17 protein-coding genes and 1 pseudogene are annotated in these 18569 nt (G+C 68.6%); 12 read left to right on the top strand and 6 right to left on the bottom strand.

Going from position 1 to position 18569, the window contains the following annotated elements; all coding sequences use genetic code 11:
• Positions 1-265 precede the first annotated feature (265 nt).
• The 4 genes and pseudogenes from BCF44_RS48955 to BCF44_RS59395 all read right to left on the bottom strand — a co-directional run.
• Positions 266-838, bottom strand: coding sequence for an HhH-GPD-type base excision DNA repair protein (locus BCF44_RS48955; RefSeq protein ID WP_246016259.1), 573 nt, complete (start codon positions 836-838; stop codon positions 266-268).
• A 164-nt stretch (positions 839-1002) separates the two neighbouring features.
• Positions 1003-1212, bottom strand: coding sequence for a hypothetical protein (locus BCF44_RS48950; RefSeq protein ID WP_116181446.1), 210 nt, complete (start codon positions 1210-1212; stop codon positions 1003-1005).
• Positions 1209-1688: a hypothetical protein gene (locus BCF44_RS58270; protein WP_246016258.1), complete on the bottom strand. Its 480-nt coding sequence runs from the start codon at positions 1686-1688 to the stop codon at positions 1209-1211. The genes BCF44_RS48950 and BCF44_RS58270 overlap by 4 nt, the downstream gene beginning before the upstream one ends.
• Before the next feature lie 72 nt (positions 1689-1760).
• Positions 1761-1982: pseudogene (locus tag BCF44_RS59395) on the bottom strand (DNA methyltransferase); the annotation flags it as partial.
• A 1042-nt stretch (positions 1983-3024) separates the two neighbouring features.
• Here BCF44_RS59395 and BCF44_RS48935 point away from each other — a divergent pair.
• Genes BCF44_RS48935 through BCF44_RS48895 form a run of 9 tightly spaced genes read left to right on the top strand, consistent with a single transcriptional unit; the run spans position 3025 to position 14120 of the window.
• Entirely contained in the window at positions 3025-3981 is a 957-nt protein-coding gene (locus tag BCF44_RS48935) for a hypothetical protein (RefSeq protein WP_116181443.1), read from the top strand.
• 59 nt (positions 3982-4040) lie between these two features.
• Positions 4041-4331 (top strand): pilin, encoded by a 291-nt coding sequence (locus BCF44_RS48930; RefSeq protein WP_116181442.1) that lies wholly within the window; start codon positions 4041-4043, stop codon positions 4329-4331.
• A complete protein-coding gene (locus BCF44_RS48925; protein WP_116181441.1) occupies positions 4328-6163 on the top strand; it encodes a TrbL/VirB6 family protein in 1836 nt (611 codons plus the stop codon). Before BCF44_RS48930 ends, BCF44_RS48925 begins: the two co-directional genes overlap by 4 nt.
• Entirely contained in the window at positions 6160-7182 is a 1023-nt protein-coding gene (locus tag BCF44_RS48920) for a PrgI family protein (RefSeq protein ID WP_116181440.1), read from the top strand. Before BCF44_RS48925 ends, BCF44_RS48920 begins: the two co-directional genes overlap by 4 nt.
• The gene (locus BCF44_RS48915) at positions 7179-8999 is read left to right on the top strand and encodes a VirB4 family type IV secretion system protein (RefSeq protein WP_116181439.1); all 1821 of its coding nucleotides are present in this window, start codon (positions 7179-7181) and stop codon (positions 8997-8999) included. Before BCF44_RS48920 ends, BCF44_RS48915 begins: the two co-directional genes overlap by 4 nt.
• Positions 8999-9727, top strand: a complete 729-nt coding sequence (locus BCF44_RS48910; RefSeq protein WP_116181438.1) for a GP88 family protein — start codon at positions 8999-9001, stop codon at positions 9725-9727. The genes BCF44_RS48915 and BCF44_RS48910 overlap by 1 nt, the downstream gene beginning before the upstream one ends.
• Positions 9724-12162 carry a DUF8128 domain-containing protein gene (locus BCF44_RS48905; RefSeq protein ID WP_211353590.1) on the top strand — a complete coding sequence of 813 codons (2439 nt, stop codon included), beginning with the start codon at positions 9724-9726 and terminating at the stop codon, positions 12160-12162. Before BCF44_RS48910 ends, BCF44_RS48905 begins: the two co-directional genes overlap by 4 nt.
• Positions 12152-13144, top strand: coding sequence for a replication-relaxation family protein (locus BCF44_RS48900; RefSeq protein WP_116181436.1), 993 nt, complete (start codon positions 12152-12154; stop codon positions 13142-13144). Before BCF44_RS48905 ends, BCF44_RS48900 begins: the two co-directional genes overlap by 11 nt.
• A 4-nt stretch (positions 13145-13148) precedes the next feature.
• Positions 13149-14120, top strand: a complete 972-nt coding sequence (locus BCF44_RS48895; protein WP_379799403.1) for a C40 family peptidase — start codon at positions 13149-13151, stop codon at positions 14118-14120.
• A 204-nt stretch (positions 14121-14324) separates the two neighbouring features.
• On the opposite strand, the gene BCF44_RS48890 is transcribed toward BCF44_RS48895, so the two are convergent.
• Together BCF44_RS48890 and BCF44_RS48885 are read right to left on the bottom strand one after the other, a co-directional pair.
• Positions 14325-14894, bottom strand: a complete 570-nt coding sequence (locus BCF44_RS48890) for an ImmA/IrrE family metallo-endopeptidase (RefSeq protein WP_116181435.1) — start codon at positions 14892-14894, stop codon at positions 14325-14327.
• 16 nt (positions 14895-14910) lie between these two features.
• Positions 14911-15381 (bottom strand): XRE family transcriptional regulator, encoded by a 471-nt coding sequence (locus tag BCF44_RS48885; RefSeq protein WP_116181434.1) that lies wholly within the window; start codon positions 15379-15381, stop codon positions 14911-14913.
• 163 nt (positions 15382-15544) lie between these two features.
• On the opposite strand from BCF44_RS48885, the gene BCF44_RS48880 reads away from it, so the two are divergent.
• From BCF44_RS48880 to BCF44_RS48870, 3 genes are read left to right on the top strand one after another with little or no spacing between them, the layout of a single operon-like run.
• A complete protein-coding gene (locus BCF44_RS48880; RefSeq protein ID WP_147328974.1) occupies positions 15545-16762 on the top strand; it encodes an SAVED domain-containing protein in 1218 nt (405 codons plus the stop codon).
• A gap of 12 nt (positions 16763-16774) precedes the next feature.
• Positions 16775-17938, top strand: a complete 1164-nt coding sequence (locus tag BCF44_RS48875; protein ID WP_116181432.1) for a nucleotidyltransferase domain-containing protein — start codon at positions 16775-16777, stop codon at positions 17936-17938.
• Positions 17925-18362: a type II CBASS E2 protein gene (locus BCF44_RS48870; RefSeq protein ID WP_116181431.1), complete on the top strand. Its 438-nt coding sequence runs from the start codon at positions 17925-17927 to the stop codon at positions 18360-18362. The genes BCF44_RS48875 and BCF44_RS48870 overlap by 14 nt, the downstream gene beginning before the upstream one ends.
• Positions 18363-18569: the final 207 nt, after the last annotated feature.

Below are 18569 nucleotides of genomic sequence, written 5' to 3'. Positions count from 1 at the left end.
GCCGAGCCCGATCGCGGCCCTGCCAGCAGGCCGCACCAGGTGAACACAGCCGATCACCAAGGCGAACGCGTCCTGCACCCAACCATGCACGAGGTTGCTACGCTGTGGGAACCATTGCGTAGGCCCGCGCGCGAGCCCGACGTCATGGCTCATAAGGCAGGCGTAGGGCACCGCCATCAGCGCGGCTGCTACGGGTCGGATTCGACACGTGCGCCCGATTCCAGCCCGCTTGCCCACGCGCTGCGAGCGCCACACATGCAGAAACCTAGCCCTTGGCGGCGGCCTTAGCGGCCTTCTTGAACGCCCGCACCTCACCCAGCGACTTCGCGTCCACCACGTCAGCGATGCTGCGGCGCGAGCCGTCATCGCCGTACGAACCAGCGGCCTCGCGCCAGCCGGTGGGCTTGACGCCCATCTGCTTGCCGAGCAGCGCGAGGAAGATCCGCGCCTTCTGGTCACCGAAACCCGGCAACGCGGTCAGACGCTTGAGCACCTCGGCACCGTCCGGCTTGCCCCGCTTCCAGATCGACTCGATCTTGCCGTCGTGGTGCTCGACGACGAACTGCGCCAGGGTCTGCAACCGCTTGGCCATGGAGCCGGGAAAACGGTGGATGGCCGGGGGCGTGGACACCAGGGCCGCGAACTCCTCGGGATCGGCCTCAGCGATCCGATGCACATCGAACACGCCCATCCGGTCCAGGATCACCTTCGGTCCCTTGAACGCCTTCTCCATACTGATCTGTTGATCAAGTAGCATGCCGGTCAGAAGCGCGAAGTAGTCGCCGGCGAGCAACGCGTCGGCTTCGGGTTCCTGGGCCAGGCACACCTTGCGGGTCACGTGCGGAATTGTGTCACATGCGGTCGACTTCTCGTCCGCCGCTGGCGAGGGCCCTCCAGACCGCATGTAGTCCTGGAAGGCGACAAGTCGCTGCCGGTGCCCGCGCCTGCTGGCCCCTCACTGGAGGGCAGTGTGAAGCGAGGCACGAGACACCGGTAAACGGGTCACGCGGCGTTTTGTGTCGCCTCCAGTACGGCGTTGTGGGTATCCGTTGGCTGGAATACGTGCGCCTCAGGCTCGTGCAGGCGAATGTCGAGGATCGCGTTCACCAGGTTCCAGCGTGCCTCACTCCACCGCGGAGCGAGCGACGCCTGTTCCTCCGCCCACTGCCACATGGCTGCTTGCGGGTCGGCGGCGCCGTCGTCGGCCGTCACGCCGCAGCCCGGGCCAGGTCGTCCACGTGCTTGAGGCCGACATCGAATCGCGGAAAGTGGGTCGGCATCCTCGCGAGAACGTCGCCATCGACAGCATCGGCAACTTGCATAACGAGAATCGTCTGATGGCTCGCCTCGACCAGTCGGATGCGAGTTCGGGGACCACCGGCGTCCACTGGCGCATAAGCGAGGCAACGGGCAACGAGAACGAACCCGGCGACGGCGCAATGCTCGGCAACCAACGCGGGCAAGTCCAGCAGCGATCGTGTACCGGGCTCATGCGTAGTCGGCACGGCGACGATGACGAACGCATCGCGAACAAGGAGGGTGCGACAGAGCCGCAAGCGATCGGCAAAACGCCGTGCGTCGGCGCGTCGCCGCATCGCGGTGACCACCAAGTCGACGCGCCCGACGAGCCCGACCAACTGCTGCCGGAGTCTCGTACGGCTGGCGGCCACGATCATGCCGTCGGACACAGCTCCCTGAGCCTTCGTCAGGTTGAGCCGTTGCCGAGAAGAAGTCCAACAACACTGATTCAAGGTCAGCCCAACGGCGTGCCGTCCTGTCTGGACTGCGGCCGTCACCGTGCTCCCCGGTCCACAATCTGGGTCGAGCACGAGGTCGCCTGGTCTAGTGAAGGCCTCTATCGCGAAGACCGCGACTGCGGGATGGACCGCGCCGTGCTCCGCGTCGCAGCGGGGGCCCGCGTCTGGCCCATCGGTTGGCCAGAGCGACGGCAACGCACACGAAGCCTCGCTACGCGCATTCATCCGATGCCTCCCCACGAGTGCAGCCGAAGACAAGCACGTCGTGGTGAACCGTCCGGACGTGAAACGGCCCGCACACCCTGCCGGCAGCAGAAGAGTCGCCTGACTGGTTCTCCACCGCGATGTGCTCCAGCCAAGCCAGACCGTTGTCACGGACGGTACTCGTGATCGCCGTGACTGGCGCGCGGCCGCCGGCGACTGGTTGGCCCGAGCTGATCACGGCCAAGCGACCGCCAACAGTCAACAACCGGCTCCAGGACACCCCCCGAAGCCGGTGACTCCTCATCCCAGAAACCGCCGTGATAGCCAGCGCGAACCCGTCGTTGAGCTCTGGCCGAACCTCAGACTCGACGTGTTCCACCGGATTCGCGGCCAATTCGACCACGCGCACGCGCCGACCAAGACGCACGATCGCCCAACGCATGTCAGCCAACTTGACGTACGGCGCGACGTCCCGGTCAGAGTCCAGTGACGACCCGCCGACAGTATTCAACAGGACGCGTTCCCCCGGCTGCGTGTACCGGGCGACAAGGGAGACGATCGCTCGCCCAAACCACCCGGGCAGATCAGTTCCTGGGAACAGGTCAGCATCGTGGAAGCGCCAGACTGCCGTTGGTCGAAAGTGACTATTGCTCGACTGCCGCGAGGCCCGCGCCGTTCGCCTTGGGCGATCTCGGCGTGGACCATCCGGGCGAGTCCTGTCGTTCGCATTCCTCACGAATCCTCCTCAGCACGGCACCGGGCTTCCCCTACGCCGCATGAGGCACCTCCCGCCCCGATTTCTCGACGCCTCCGCTCCTGCCTCGCCACTGGGTCAGGCGTCGTCGAGTCTGCTCGGACGTCCCTTGTCACTAGCCGATCTCGATCACCAAGGATCACCAAGACGCAGGCCATGGCCCGAAAAGGCGGAACAAGACGGGGCCCCAGCGGACGATGGATCGTCGTCCTAGCGATCCACCAAGGGCGCTCGACGCCTTGTCCTTTTCTTGTCGCTTCAATGGCTTTCTGTTCGGGCTCACTCCCGTAGACCCGATAGGAGGCTGTCATGGCCGACACCACTGAATGGCTGCCGCTGGACACCGTCCGTAAGACCTTCGCCTGGCTGGTCACCGGACCTGATCCGCTCTGCATCGACGGCCGCGAGTTCGACGACCTTCCCTCACGACTCATTCCGCTGGACGAACTCCGCGACTATCTGCTGAGCCGGCACTGCGCGGACGGGGCCCGTGATGCCGTCTGGGCGTATGTGGCCCGCCGTTCCCGAGTTGAACGCGGTGCTTGGACGGTGGCGTGCGCGGGAATGGCGTTGCCGAATCTCGCAGCGACGGCCGGATGGCTCGCCGCCCGTTTCCGTGGCGATCGTGCCGACGTGCATGCCGCAGTTCTGACTGGATTCCTCGATGCACTGGCGAGCATCGATCTCGACAAGCCAGCCATCGTCGTTCGGCTCGGCTGGGCCGCTCGGCGAGCGGGCCAAGCCGCACTCGAGGAGTCGCTCGACGCGCCACGGCCGATCGGCTCGCAAGCCCAGATGCCGGCCTCCGCGTCAACCGGGGGAAATCCCGAGCTCCTCGTGGTGGAGGCCATCGGCGAAGGGGTCCTGACCCCGACCGAGGCAGATCTGATCGCCGCTACTCGGTTGGATCGCACGTCGGTCGCAGACTGGGCCGCTTTGCGCGGCCGGCGTGTCAAGGCGGTCTACAAGGCCCGGGATCGGGCCGAGGACCGACTCGTCGGCTGGCTTCGGATCCGCATCGCGGAGGCCGATCCGAATGACCCGGTCCTGTCCGCCGCGCTGTCCGGGCTGTCCGTTGTGGACTTTTCCCTGGACGACGAAGTGCCTACTCGGTCGCGCGCGGTGAGTGGTCGCCTTCGCAACGGACGCCCAGTTCCGGTTAGTCCGGCGTCGAATCGCAAGCCGGCTACCGGCCTCATGGCGCGTGGGGAGACCACTGACTCCTCGCGGACCGCCCCGGAGTCGGAGGTGCGCCGATGCGCGTAACAAGCCCCAGTCATCGGAGGAATCGCCTACTGTACGCGCTGCTCGCTGCGCTCGTCATCATGGTCGTGACGGCGGTTCCGGCCGCCGCAGCGACGACCTACGTCGTGGCCTTGGCCGGCACGCTGAAGGACGTCCTGCTCAATATTCGGAACTGGATCATCGCGATCCTGGCCACCGTCGCGACCACGTTCCTGACCGTCGGCGGGCTGCGTTACCTCGCGGCGAACGGCGACCCGGGCGAGGTGGAGAAGGCCAAGTCTGCGTTCCGCAACGCCGCGATCGGCTTCGGGCTGGCCGCACTCGCCCCGCTCGTGGTCGACGCCCTCACGCACATTGTTGGCGGGCTGTGAACGCAGCGACACGGGCCGCCGTCCTGCTCACCGCAACGTGCCTCGCCGCGATCGTGGCGAGCTCGGCAACGGTCGGCATCGCCTCGGCGGATCCGGCACCGACCACGACGTCGGTGCCGGGTCCGCCGTGCGGCGTCGGCTGCCTGCAGCCGCCCGTCGCGACGACGGCGCCACCACCACCGTCTACTCCGGCAGCCGCGGATCCGGGTTCGCAATGCAGCGTCTTCGACAACTCGACCTGGGCCGGCTGCGTGGACGAGATCCTCACCGCCTTCTTCCGGATGGTGGTCACCGCCGCGCTCAACCCGGTGCTGGACCTGCTCGGCCACAGCCTGCTCGCCACCCCCGATCCGAGTTCGCTGCCACGGATCGGTGAGCTGTGGAACGCCTCGTGGCAGGTCGTGCTGACCTGCTACGCGACGGTCGTCGTGGTCGCCGGCCTGATCGTGATGGCGCACCAGACGCTGCAGACCCGCTACAGGATCCGCGAGATCCTGCCCCGGCTGGTACTCGGCGTCGTGGCCGGGGCGGCCAGCATGCTCCTCGGGACGCAGGCCATCACGATCGCCAACGCGCTCAGCGGCGCGCTCCTGGGCGACGGCCTGGACCCGAACAGCACCGCCGAGGCGTTGAAGAACCTCTACCTCAGCGGGCTGGCCAGTTACGGCATCGTCGAGCAGCTGCTCGCGGTGGTGTTCGTGATCGGTCTGATCGCGGTGCTGGTGACCTACGTCGTGCGCGTGGTCGCCGTCGTGATCCTGCTCGCCGGGGCGCCGTTGGCGTTGATGGCCCACGGTCTGCCGCAGACCGAGGGCATTGCGTTTTGGTGGTGGCGGGCGTTCGGTGGCGTGTTGGCGGTGCAGGTCGCGCAGTCGCTCACGCTGATCACCGCGTTGAAGGTGCTGCTGGCACCGGGGTTCACCCCGCTCGGGCCGACGAGCGGCGGCCTGGTGAATCTGCTGATCGGGCTGGCGCTGGTTTACGTGCTGGTCAAGGAGCCGTTCTGGATCCTGGGCGCGGTGCGCCGCCATGCCAGCGGCGGCCGGTCCCTAGTCGGCGGTCTGGCCCGCGCCTACGTGATGGGCAAGGCGTTCGGACACCTCCGAGGTGACCGACAGACCCGCCCGCACACGTGGACACCGGAGCCGTCGCCGAGGGATCCGCGGTGGCCCGCGCCAATCCGCACCTGGTGGGGCGTCGACGGCCAACACAGCCCCGCCGCGATGGCCCGGCGGATCCGGGACTGGCAGGGCATCGAACGCGCCCGCCGCCCGCTGCGACTGCCACCAGGCCAGGCCCGATTCCTCCAGCCGATCACGCAGGTCACCACCCACGATCTCGCCGAGACGCACGCCGCGGAAAGGCCCGCCATGACCACCTTCCGCCCCGCCACGCCCGATCCCGCATCGGCGGGCACCCCGATGCCGCGGCCGGTTGACCCACCTCACCCAATGCAGTTCCGGCCAGCCCGCCCACCGGCGGCGCAGCCAGAATGGTCGCATCGGTCCGCGCCGGTGTCCCCGGTCCGGTTCCGGCCGGCCACGCCGCCCGCAAGAACGCGGCCCGTTCACGCGGACGGCCCCCCGGCGCCAGCGGTGTTCCAGGACAACGTGACGCCGCCGCCGGCACGGCGAGCTCGCACCCACACGCCGGCCCCGGTCTACTTCCGGCCCGAGGCAGGCCCGACGGCCCCAGCGCCGAAGGCCTACCCGCCACCGGCGACGCCGCTTCCCCAACCGCAGCGGCCAATCACCAGGCGGACGCCGCGACCGGTGCCCGTGCAGTTCCAGGCGCCGACGTCCCGGCGGCGGTCGGGTGGTGGATCCCGGTGAGTCAGCCCGTGCGCATTCCGTCCGATGTGGATCGCGAGGACCGCCTGCTGGGCAACCTGACCGCCCGGCAGTTGGTGATCCTCATCGTCACCGCGTTCGTCCTCTACGCCGGTTGGAACCTGAGCCGGCCCTGGGTGCCACTAACGGTGTTCCTCGCCATGGCAATCCCGGTCGGAGCGGGCGCGGTGTTCCTTGCTCTCGGCACCCGGGACGGGCTTCCCCTCGACCGGCTGCTGCTGGCCGCTCTCCGGCAACGCCTGCAACCGAGCCTGCGTGTCGCCGCGCCGGAAGGACGCCCGACCGTGCCCGCCTGGATCACCACCGATACTCCCGAGCCTGCCGCCGAACTCGATTTGCCGGCACGGGCGGTGTCCGAGGCCGGCGCGATCGACCTCGGACCCGACGGCGTCGCCCTGGTCGCCACTGCCAGCACGGTCAACTTCTCGCTACGCACGCCCGCCGAGCAGGAAGCCCTCGTCGCCGTGCTGGCCCGCTACCTACACAGCCTCACCGCGCCGGTACAGATCCTCGTCCGTGCGCAACCGCTGGACCTGACCGAGCAGATCGCCACCCTCCGCCACACCGCCCCCGGGCTACCGCATCCGGCACTGGAAGCCGCAGCACTGGAGCACGCGGACTATCTCGAACATCTGGCCACGACCGCAGATCTCTTGCGCCGCCAGGTGGTCATCGTGCTGCGTGAACCGGTCCGCTCAGCGCACGCCACCGACGGCTTGGGCGGCCCCTCCCCCTGGGCGCTGCTGCGCGCCCGCCGCTCCCGCCGTCGCGACGTCGTCACGGACGCAGCGCGACGGGCTGGCGAGCAGCGGCTGGCCCGGCGACTCGGCGAAGCCATCGAACTGCTGGCACCCGCCGGGATCACCGTCACGCCGCTGGACGCGACGCAGGCCAGGGCCGTGCTGGCCTCCACGACCGATCCCGGCTGTTTCATCCCGGCACACGCGCCGATGGCCGCGTTCGACGACGTCATCACCACCACTTGGGACGGTGATCTGTGACCAGTGCCTTCACCCCGCCGTCGCTGCGCGTCGCGCCCCGCCACGTCGAAGTCGGCGACGAATTCGTCGCCTCGTTCGCCGTCGTCGGCTACCCGCGCGAGGTCTACCCCGGGTGGCTGCAACCGCTGCTGGCCTACCCCGGCCGGGTCGACGTCAGCCTGCACGTCGAACCGATTGACCCGGCCACCGCCGCCGACCGGCTCAAACGCCAACTCGGCAAACTCGAAGCCGGCCGCCGGCACACCGCCGAGAAGGGTCGCCTGGCCGATCCAGCGGTGGAGGTCGCGGCCGAGGACGCGCACGACCTGTCCGCGCGGGTCGCCCGCCGCATCTCCAAGCTCTACCGGCTCGGCCTCTACCTCACCGTGCACGCCCCCACCGAACAGGCCCTGGCGGAGGAGGTCGCCGCCGTCAGGTCGTTGGCGGCGTCGCTGCTGCTCAACGCCCAGCCCACCTCCTACCGCTCGCTACAAGGCTGGGTGTCCTGCCTGCCGATCGGGCTGGACACGCTGCGGATGCGCCGGACGTTCGACACCGACGCGTTGGCCGCGGCCTTCCCGTTCACCTCCGCCGACCTGCCCGCCGCCGATCCGGCGACGATGGCCCTGCCGGCGGGTGTGCTCTACGGCTACAACCTCGGCTCGGGCAGCCTGCTGCACTGGGACCGGTTCGCCGGCGACAACTACAACAGCGTGATCCTCGCCCGCTCCGGCAGCGGCAAGTCCTACCTCGCCAAGCTGGAAACCCTGCGCTGGCTCTACGCCGGCGTCGAGTCCGCGATCATCGACCCCGAAGACGAATACGCCACACTCTGCCGCGCCGTCGGCGGCACCCACATCCCCCTCGGTGCCGGCGACGTGCGGATCAACCCGTTCGACCTGCCGCTCGCGCCCCTGCCCGACGGCCGAATCAGCGCACCACCAGACGCACTCACGCGGCGGGCGTTGTTCCTGCACACAGTCATCGAGGTCATGCTCGGCACCGAACTGGCCGCGCAGCAACGCGCCGTGCTCGACACCGCGATCCTGGCGACCTACCAGCGAGCCGGCATCACCGCCCAGCCGACCACGTGGACCCGCCCGGCGCCGCTGCTCAAAGACCTCGCCGCCGTCCTCGCCGCGAGCAAAGACCCGAACGCCCGAGACCTCGGCGCACGGCTGCACCCGTTTGTCGCCGGCGCGTTCTCCGGCTTGTTCGCCGGCCCCACCAGCACCCAACCCGACGGGCACCTGCTCGTGTTCAGCCTGCGCGATCTACCCGACGAACTCAAGGCCATCGGTCTGCTGCTGGCGTTGGACGCGGTGTGGCGGCGGGTGTCCAACCCGGCGACGCGGCGGCCGCGGCTGGTGTTGGTGGACGAGGCGTGGCTGCTCATGCAGCACCCGGCCGGCGCCCGGTTCCTCTACCGGCTGGCCAATTCCGCACGCAAACGCTGGGTCGGGCTGACGGTGATCACGCCGAACATCGTCGATCTGACCCAGTCCGAGCTTGGGCGGGCGATCATCGCGAACTCCACCACGCAGATCCTGCTCCGTCAAGCCCCGCAAGCCATCGACGAGGTCGCCGCCCTGTTCGGGCTGTCCGACGGCGAACGGGAGCATCTGCTGTCCGCCGGCCGGGGCGTCGGCTTGCTCGTCGCTGGCCAGCACAGAGCGGCGTTTCAGGCCCTTGCTTCTCCGCGGGAGGACACGTTGATCACCACCGACCCTGCGCAGTTGGCCGCTCTCCATGACGACGCGGCACCGGACGGAGTCGTCGTTCTGGAGCCGGATCCTGACGGCTACATCGAACTCGACCAGTCTGACGAGGTGGCGTGATGCCCGCATGCCCGCCCCCGCCCGTGCGTCCGTCCCGGCTGCTGACTCAGAACCGTCGGCTTCGCGCGATCGGCGTCTGGAACTGGACCCTGCCCGCCTGGGCCGGCCGACTCCCCGACGGCCGCACCTACAACACCTGCCCATCGGCCGGGGTGTGCAGGCACGTCTGCTACGCCCGCCACGGCGCCTACCGGTGGCCCGCGGTGAAAGCACGGCATGAAGCCAACCTGGCCTTTGTCCTGGAAGACTTGCTCGGCTGGGAGCAGGCGATGCTCGCCGAGCTCGCTCATCCCCGCTTCACCGGCACCTGGGTCCGGATCCACGATGCCGGCGACTTCTTTTCCGACGACTACCTGTGTGCTTGGCTGCGTGTCTGCCGCGCACGCCCGGAGACACACTTCTACTGCTACACCAAGGAAGTCACGCGCTTCCGACGCATCGTCGAGCCCGATCCGCCGCCGAATTTCCGCTGGACCTACAGCTACGGCGGCACCCAGGATGCCCTTCTCGACCCGAACACCGACCGGGTTGCCGACGTGTTCCCGGACGAGGCCGCCATCGCCGCGGCCGGCTTCTCCTCGCAGTCCGAACGCGATACCGACGCCGTCCTCGGACTGTCCCGCACCGGCATTCCCGCCAACCACATCCCCCATTTCCAGGCCAAGCAAGGACGTCGCCGGTTCTCCGAATGGCAAGCCGCCACCGAGCGCGAACGGCGCGCGGCATGAGCGGGCCGCTGGAGGTCGTGCTGAGCGACCCCACCTTCGTGTTCCGCGCGATCCTCGACACGCTGTGGACCGTCACCACAACGTGGGGCCCGACCACCGGCCCCGCGACGGCCGCGATCGTGGCGGCCATGTTGGTCGGGCGGCGGGTGTGGTGGCGGCACACGCAGCAGCGGATGGCCGAGGGCGCCCGGGTGATCAGCATTCTCGCCCCGCCCACCGTCGACCCGGACGGGGCGAGCGCGTTGTTCGCGAACCTCGTCGGGCTCCTGCGCCCCGGATGGGCTCGCCGGGTGCACGGCCAGCCCCACATCGTCTGGGAGTACGCGTTCGCCCAGCACGGCGTCAGCATCCAGCTCTGGGTGCCCGGCACCGTGCCGCCCGGCATGGCCGAACGCGCTATCACCGCCGCCTGGCCCGGCGCCCACACCACCACCAAACCAGCCACACCGACGCTTCCGTTTCCGGCCGATACCACCATCGCGTCGGTTGGCGGCGAGCTGCGGCTCGCCCGCAGCGAAGCACTGCCGATCCGCCACGAGTTCCCGACCGACCCAATCCGGCCCCTGCTCGCCGCACCGGCGGGCCTGGGCAGCACCGAACATGCCGTCGTGCAGATCCTTGCGCGCCCGGTCACCGGCGCCCGGCTTCGTCGCGCTCGCCGCGCCGCCCGACGCATCCGCGCCGGCCGATCGACCACCGCCGTCGGCCGGCTGCTCGACCTCACCACCCCACGGCCGCGCCGCGCGCCGTCGGTCGACCGCCAGACCGTGATGGAGAACTCCGCGCAGGACAAGGCCATCGTCACCAAACAACGCGGTGCCCAGTACGAAACCCGGATCCGCTACGCCCTGGCCACCCGCATCGTCGCCGACGACCCCAACCGCGCCGCGGTGCGGGATCACCTGCGCGGCCGAGCGCACGCCATCGCGGCCGCCTTCGCCGGCTTCAGCGGCCACAACTACTACCGCCGCACCCGACTCCGCCACCCCCTGCGCGCCACCGCGGACCGACACCTGGCCGGTGGGGACCTGCTGTCTATCGCCGAGCTCGCGGTGCTAGCGCACCTACCCACCGACGACACCGTCCCCGGCCTGCAACGCGCCGGCGCGCAAGCCGTCCCACCACCACCCGGCATCGCCACCACCGGCGAGAACGTCAAACCGATCGGCGTCACCGACGCCGGCCACGAACGCCCCGTCGGCCTCTACGTGTCCGACGCCCGCCACCACCTGCACATCCTCGGCGCTACCGGCTCCGGCAAGTCCGAGCTCATGGGCAACCTCATCCTCGCCGACGCCGACGCCGGACGCGGCCTCGTCGTCATCGACCCCAAAGGCGACCTCGTCGAGGACGTCCTCATGCGACTGCCCCGCCGTCTCGGCCACCGGGTGGTGCTGCTGGACGCCGACTCCCGCGCACGCCCACCCATCCTCAACCCACTCGAAGGCGAGGACACCGACCGCGTCGTGGACAACCTGGTCTCGATCTTCTCCCGCGTCTACTCCGGATCGTGGGGACCTCGCACCGAGGACATCCTGCGCGCCGGCCTGCTCACCCTCAGCGCCCTCAACACCGTCCCGGTTCTGACCGATCTCCCCGAGCTGCTCACGAACCCGACCAAGCGGCACCAAGCGATCGAGGCCGCCGGCGATCCGATCCTGGCCGGATTCTGGCAGTGGTTCGACGCCCTGTCCGACCCCGCCCGCGCCCACGTCACCGCCCCACTCATGAACAAGCTGCGCGGGCTGCTGCTCCGCCGGTTCGTCCGCGAGAGCCTGGCCGGCGGCGCGTCCACCGTCGACATGGACGACGTGCTCGACGGCATGCTGCTGCTGGTCCGGCTCGGCAAGGACGCCCTCGGCATGGACACCGCCCGCCTGATCGGGTCGATCGTCGTCGCCCGCACCTGGCAGGCCGCCACCCGTCGCGCCCGCATCGCCCAACGCGACCGCCGCGACAGCTCCTTGTACATCGACGAGTGCCACAACTTCCTGCACTTGGCCTATCCCATGGAAGACATGCTCGCCGAAGCCCGTGGTTACCGGCTCAGCATGGTCCTGGCCCACCAATACCTGCGGCAGCTGCCCCGCGAACTCGAGGAAGGCATCTCCACCAACGCCCGCAGCAAAGTCGTCTTCAACGCCTCCCCTGAGGACGCCCGGATCATGGCGCGGCACACCCTGCCCCAGCTGACCGAGCACGACCTGTCTCACCTGGATCGGTTCCATATCGCCGCGCGGCTCGTGCTCGACAGCGGCGACGCACCCGCGTTCACTGCCCGCACGACCACGATGCGGCCGGCCATGCCCGGCCGCGCCAGGACGATCCGCCGCCGTAGCCGCGTCAACGCCAAGCCCCGCCCGACGACCCTGTGCACGGAGTCGAACCGCCCGGATCCCCGCCGCGACGCCGCTGGAGCCGCTCGTGATCACTGATCCGACGCCGCAGCGCGCGCTGCGCAGTCACCTGCCGGCCCGGCCGCGGCCGCAGGTGCTGCACTCCGCCGACCATCTTGCCGTCCTCGTCGCTCGGCTCATGCCGCGCGACCGGTGGCTGATCCGGATGCTGTTCGAGCATCGCGTGCTGACCACCGATCAGATCGTTCAGTTGTGTTTCCGCGGTCACCGCACCGCCAACCAGCGGCTGCGTCTGCTCTACGAATGGGGCGTCGTCGCACGCTTCCAGCCGCACCGCACCGTCGGCTCGAATCCCCTGCACTACGTGCTGGACACCGCCGGCGCGCTCGTCCTCGCCCATGAACACGGCACCGACCTGAAGACCCTGGGCTACAGCAGGGAAACCGAACTCGGCCGGGCCTACTCGCTCCAGTTGGCGCATACCGTTGGCTGCAACAGCCTGCTCGCCTCGCTCGTCCACCACGCCCGCCAACCCGGCGCCGCCGGCCAGCTGTCGACGTGGTGGTCGGCAGCGCGCTGCGCCAGCGTGTGGGGCGACATCGTCACTCCCGACGCCTACGCCCGTTGGGACGAGGCTGGAACCACTGTGGAGTGGTTCCTCGAGTTCGACTTCGGCACCGAGAGACTCGCCCGCATCGCCGCAAAACTCCCCCGCTACGCCCGCCTCGCCACCGCCACCGGCATCATCACCCCGCTGCTCGTGTGGCTGCCCAGCGCTCGCCGCGAAGCCACCGTCCGCACTGCCTTCGTCGACACGATGCGCGGCCTCGATCACCGCCTCGTTCCGGTTGCCACCACCAGCCCCGAGGCCTGCGCCGATGCCGTCGACATGAACCTGCCGCGCTGGCAGTCCCTCGCAGGCGGCGACCGTGTCCGGCTCGCCGACCTCCCCTCTTTGTGGCCCGAATTGCCCCCACCCGCGAGCAGCCCCGTGAGCTCTTCGGGTCCGAAGCTCGTCGCCGCGCCGCCGCCGATGCCGCCCACAGCCGACGGGACCTGAGCGGGTGCACCGCATCGTCACCGCCGTCGTTGTCGGCGCCGTCCTGACCGCCGTCATGATCGCCGCCGGCGGCTTGCTGTTGCTGCAATCGGTGTTCGGCACTAGCAACCCCAGCGCGAACGCCCTGGCCGACATCCCCGCCGACTACCTGATCCTCTACCGCCAAGCCGCCACCCTCTGCCCCAGCCTAGATTGGTCCGTCCTTGCCGCCATCGGCAAGATCGAAACCGACCATGGCCGCAGCCCGCTGCCCGGCGTCCATTCCGGCACGAACTCCGCCGGCGCGGGCGGCCCGATGCAGTTCCTTGCCGCCACGTTCGCCGCCGTCATCGCCCGCCACGCCCTGCCACCCGGCGGCGCGACACCGCCCTCGCTGTACAACCCGCACGACGCCATCGACGCCGCCGCTTTCTACCTGTGCGACAACGGCGCCAGCCACAATCTCCGCACCGCGATCTTCGCTTACAACCACGCCATCTGGTACGTCGACGAAGTACTTGACCAGGCCGCGAAATACGCCTCCGCCGCGACCGTCGGCGTGGGCGGATGCGCCCCCGCACCGGCCCCGAACTCCCGCGCCGCCGCCGCGATCGCCTTCGCCTGCCGCCAACTCGGCACCCCGTACGTGTGGGGCGGCAACGGTGCTGAGTTGACTGAACTACCGAACGGCCAAACCCAAGTCACCGGCGGGTTTGACTGCTCGGGACTGACGAAGGCGGCCTACGCAGCAGCCAGCATCCAGATACCGCGCACAGCGCAACTCCAATACGACGCGGGGCCGCACGTGCCGGCGAGTCAGCCGATACTTCCTGGCGACCTGGTCTTCTTCGGTTCCAGCCCAAACACAGTGACGCACGTGGGAATCGCGATCTCCGCCGAGTCGATGATCGACGCACCGGACGTCGGCCAGGTCGTGAAGATCGAACAGATCCGGAGGTCGAACTTCATCGGCGCAACCCGTCCTGCCTGGATGTAAGCTCGTTCCTGCGAGGCCCCAAAACTGACTTTATTTCTCATCGGCCACTTCATCCCTGCTTCACATATGAAGCAGGGATGAGACGCACAGTCTCTTGGTGACTGTCTCAGCAAACTGATGCCGCGACCTGGGCGCGCTAACGAAGGTCACTCATGCCGGATTCCGGATTTTCATAAGGCACACTACGGCAGCTCAATCACGCTGTTATCGCTTGGTTCGCGTCGACCGGGCGCGCTGGACCTGTAGAAGGACTCCGCTGGCGTTGAGCCGCCACCGGGCCATGGGGAGGCTGACCTGGTACTTGTTGGCGAGGTACTCCGGGGTGGAGCCGGCGAAGGCTTCCGCCACGAGCAGAGGCCGGGGCAGTAGAAGGCAGCCCGCAAGCCAGTTGGCTTCTTCTTCTTGTTCGGGGTCGCAGGTGAAGAAGGTTTGTCCGGCGAGTTGCTGGATCTCGCGGACATCGTGATCGAGCAGCAGGTGGGCCAACTCGTGGGCGATGTCGCTGTTGGTCCGAACACGCTCGCTGAGCGGGTTGTATGCGATGACCCTGCGACGGTTGGGCAGTTGGAATGTGGCGGCAGAGAACGCTCCGGGCTGCAGTTCCTCGAGTTCTACGAGCTCCTCACGCGCGACCAAGCGGTCGGCGGAGTAGACGCGGACGCCCAGGTGCGCAGCGAGGTCGAGGATCGGCAAGCCGGCATCGGACCGCAGCCCCATCTGGGTTCGGGTGCGGTCGGCCAGGCGTTCAGCCTCGGTCTTGAAGCCCCTGCGCATCGGTATCCGTCCGGCCTCAGGATTCGTCGTCCGGCATGGCGTCCAGGCTGGCCTGCATGCTCTCCAACAGGTTGGCCAGTTTGCGGGCGGCCGGCGGCCGGAAGGTCTGCGCGGCACGCAGGTGCACCCGCACGCTCTCGCTGTTGTCGGCGAGCGTCGTGTAGAGGTCGCGCACCAAGCTGGCGATCTTGTCCGCTGCCGCGGCGGTCAGGTTCGGGTCGCGCGCGAGGTGGTGGGCGATCACGTCGGGTGTGGTCTCGGCCCTGACCTGCGGCGGGGCGAAAAACCGCTCAGGCGGTAGACCCAGCCAGTGCACGATCCGGCGGAAATTGCCCAAGTCGGGGAGGTCGCCCTTCTCCACCCGCGCAAGCGTGTTGAACGGCACTTCGGCCTGTTCGGCGGCGGCACGCAGGCTTAGTCGCCCGCGGCGCAGGCGCTCCTCCTTGACCAGCCGCGCCAGGCTCTCGATGTCGACGGGTTCGTCCACTTCCACCTCCTCTCGCGCTCTCGCCCAGCGGTCAAACTTACCGCCTCCTCAGGCCGGACGATCCTATGGTGCCAGTGTACCGAAATGGGTACAGACCGTCTGCTAGTCTCTGATCCACTGTGTAGCAGCCACAGAGACGCGAGCGAGACAGGGCGGTGGTCAGGTGGCCAGGGCGTCGTCGAGCGCGACCCGGGCGATCCATCCCGACGGCACGTCTCGGGCGATCCCCGAACGGATCGCCCGCCGGGTGTGGGTGGCCGCGGGCGGCAGGTGCTCGATGTGCAACCGGTATCTCGCGGACGAGGAAGTCACCGGCCAGGACGTCATGGTGGGCCAGCTCGCGCACATCGTCGGCTGGACCACCGCGCCCGGATCACCACGCGGCTCCGCGCCGATGCGGGTCGACGAGCGCAACCTGGCCGACAATCTGATCCTGCTGTGTCACGATCAGCACAAGGTGGTGGACGACCGGTCGCTGTGGGAGACCTACGACCCCGACACCCTTCGCGGCTTCAAACGCCGACACGAGCGGCGGATCCGCAAGCTCACTGGCCTGGCGGACGACCGCTCGACGACCGTCCTCCGCGTGGTGGGCGATCTGCACGGCAGGCCCGTCGACCTCACCAGCACCAAGGTGACGGCCTCCCTCCTCGAACACGACCGGTTCCCGGACTGGACGCTGCTGGGCGATGACGAATACGAAATCGACCTTCGCGCCCTGCCCGGCGAGCGGGACGGAACTGCCGGTTATTGGTCGGCGGCGTGGGAACACCTGGAGGACCGGCTCCACCACCTTCGCACCCAGGTTCGCCGAGGCCGGATCTCCCACATCTCCCTCTTCGCCCTGGCGCGCATCCCGATCCTGATCGCCCTGGGCACGCTGCTGGACGAGACCATCCCCACCGAGCTGTACCCGAAACGCCGGGACGGCAGCGAAGGCTGGGGGTGGACACCGAACTCGGCCGTGATCGACTTCCGCGTCGACACCGTTCAGACCGGCAACCGCGCCGGCAAGGCGGCGGTCATCCTGTCGGTGTCCGGCACAGTCGACCCCGCTCGGCTGCCCGAGTCGATCGACGACCAGTACACGGTGTACGAACTCACGCCGGAATCCGAGCTTCCCGTTCCCACGCTGATCAACAACCCGTCCACGTTGGACAACTTCAGCCGGGCGTGGCGAGCAGTGCTGGCACGGGTAGAGGCCGAGCGCCCTGGAGCCGAGGAAATCGCCATCTTCCCTGCGGTCCCGGCCGCCGCGGCGGTGAGCATTGGCCGCCACCTGATGCGCGCGACGCACCCCCCGCTCGCGATCTACGACCGGATGCAGGGCACCGGGACCTACCAGTACACGACCTCGACCAGCCGCACTCCTTTGACCTGAAAGGCCCCCCCGTTGAACGACGACTCCTTGGACGCGCTCTCCGAGCTGCTGTCCGGCTCAGCCGACCTGCTGGACATCCCGCCCGAGACCCGCGACGCCGCAGTGGGCAAATACCAGGACGTCGGCAACTTCCTGGCCGATACCGGCGGCGAGGACTGGGACATCTACCCACAGGGCAGCTTCCTCACCGGCACGGTCATCCGGCCTCCGACGTCATGCGAGTACGACATCGACCTGGTGTGCCGGCACCTGGTGGAAAAGAGCAGCACCACCCAGGACAAGCTCAAGGAACTCGTCGGTGGCTGGCTCGCCGAGTACCACGCCTTCAAGCTCGCGACCCAGGCAGACGAAGCGCCCGACAAATTCTTGGAGAAGCGGCGGTGCTGGACATTCTCCTACGAGCGCCTCGGCTTTCACCTCGACGTTCTGCCGTGCATCCCCGACGCCGAGCTGAAGACCTCCCCGCACGGCATCCTGCTGACCGACACCAAGCTGCGTCCCTGGCAGCACGGCAACCCCACCGGCTACGCGACGTGGTTCCGCAACCGGTCGGAGGAGATGCTGACGAAGATCGCCAAGCGGGCGCTGGAAGCGAATGTCGCCGACGTACCCAACTGGACGGTCAGGTCCACCCTCCAACGGCTCGTGCAGGTCTTGAAGTGGCACTGCTACCTGCACTTCGGCACAGACGTCGACGACCGGCCCCCGTCGATCCTGATCACCACCCTCGCTGCCCACGCCTATCAAGGGCAGAGCAACCTCGCAAATGCGCTGTTGTCCGTCACGCAGGACATGGACAGCTACATCGAGAAGGACACCAACGGCAACTACGAGGTGCTCAACCCCGCGCACCCGAGGGAGAACTTCACCGACAAGTGGAACGAGGCGGACACCGCGCACCGCCAGGGGAAGTTCCGTTCCTGGCTGGACATCGCTCGCCGCGACCTCGAACTCGTCTACCAGCACCAAGGCGACGGCATCCCGGCCCTCGTTGACCGTCTGGGCGAGGTGTTCGAGCGCGACGTCATCGTGAAGTCCGCCGAGAACTGGGGCGCCGACGTCCGGACGACCACATCGAACAGGAAGCTGATGGTCGCCCGCGGTGTCGCCGGGCTGACCACGGCCGGATCCAGGACAGCGACGCTCCCGACCTTCTACGGCCGTGAGTACCGCTGACCGGTGGGTCAGCCTGGCCCTTCAGGCGTTCGACCTTCGCGCCCTTCTGCCCACGGCACAGAGCCGCATCCGGCACCAAACCAGCACGTTGACGTCGGTCTTTGAACTGCAGCCGGCGACAGCATCCTGCCGGTACACCGTCCATCTGCGCTATCGCCTGGGCTGGCGACCCGAAGTCCGCGTCATCGATCCGGCGCTCTGTACCCGCGAAGGAGTCGATCGGATCCCGCACACCTTCGACAACGACCTGCTGTGCCTGCACCTCGACGATGAGTGGCGACCGACCATGCGGCTCGCCGACACCATTGTGCCGTGGGCCAGCGAATGGCTGTTCTACTACGAGCTCTGGCTGACCACCGGTGCCTGGCATGGCGGCGGCCATGGTGAACAACCGCAAGTCACGGCCGAGTCCTTCCACAGCTAACGGATTCGGCCATCTCAGTCTTGCTCGGGATCGCGTCGGCTGCGGATGCTCCCGCCCCGGCGCGAGATGCACAGTCGAGCGCCGTTTTCGCCCCGGCTGCCAGCGCCTTCGACGGAACATGGGTGATGACCCAGAGCAACGGCGATGTGGTGACCCTGTCCAACGGCACCACCCGACAAGCCTCGGCAACTTCGCCGGCGTCGCCGA

Source organism: Kutzneria buriramensis (assembly GCF_003387475.1).
GTDB classification, from domain to species: domain Bacteria; phylum Actinomycetota; class Actinomycetes; order Mycobacteriales; family Pseudonocardiaceae; genus Kutzneria; species Kutzneria buriramensis.
The sequence above is the reverse complement of the archived record's forward strand: the minus strand, read 5'-3'. Positions and strand labels throughout refer to the sequence as shown.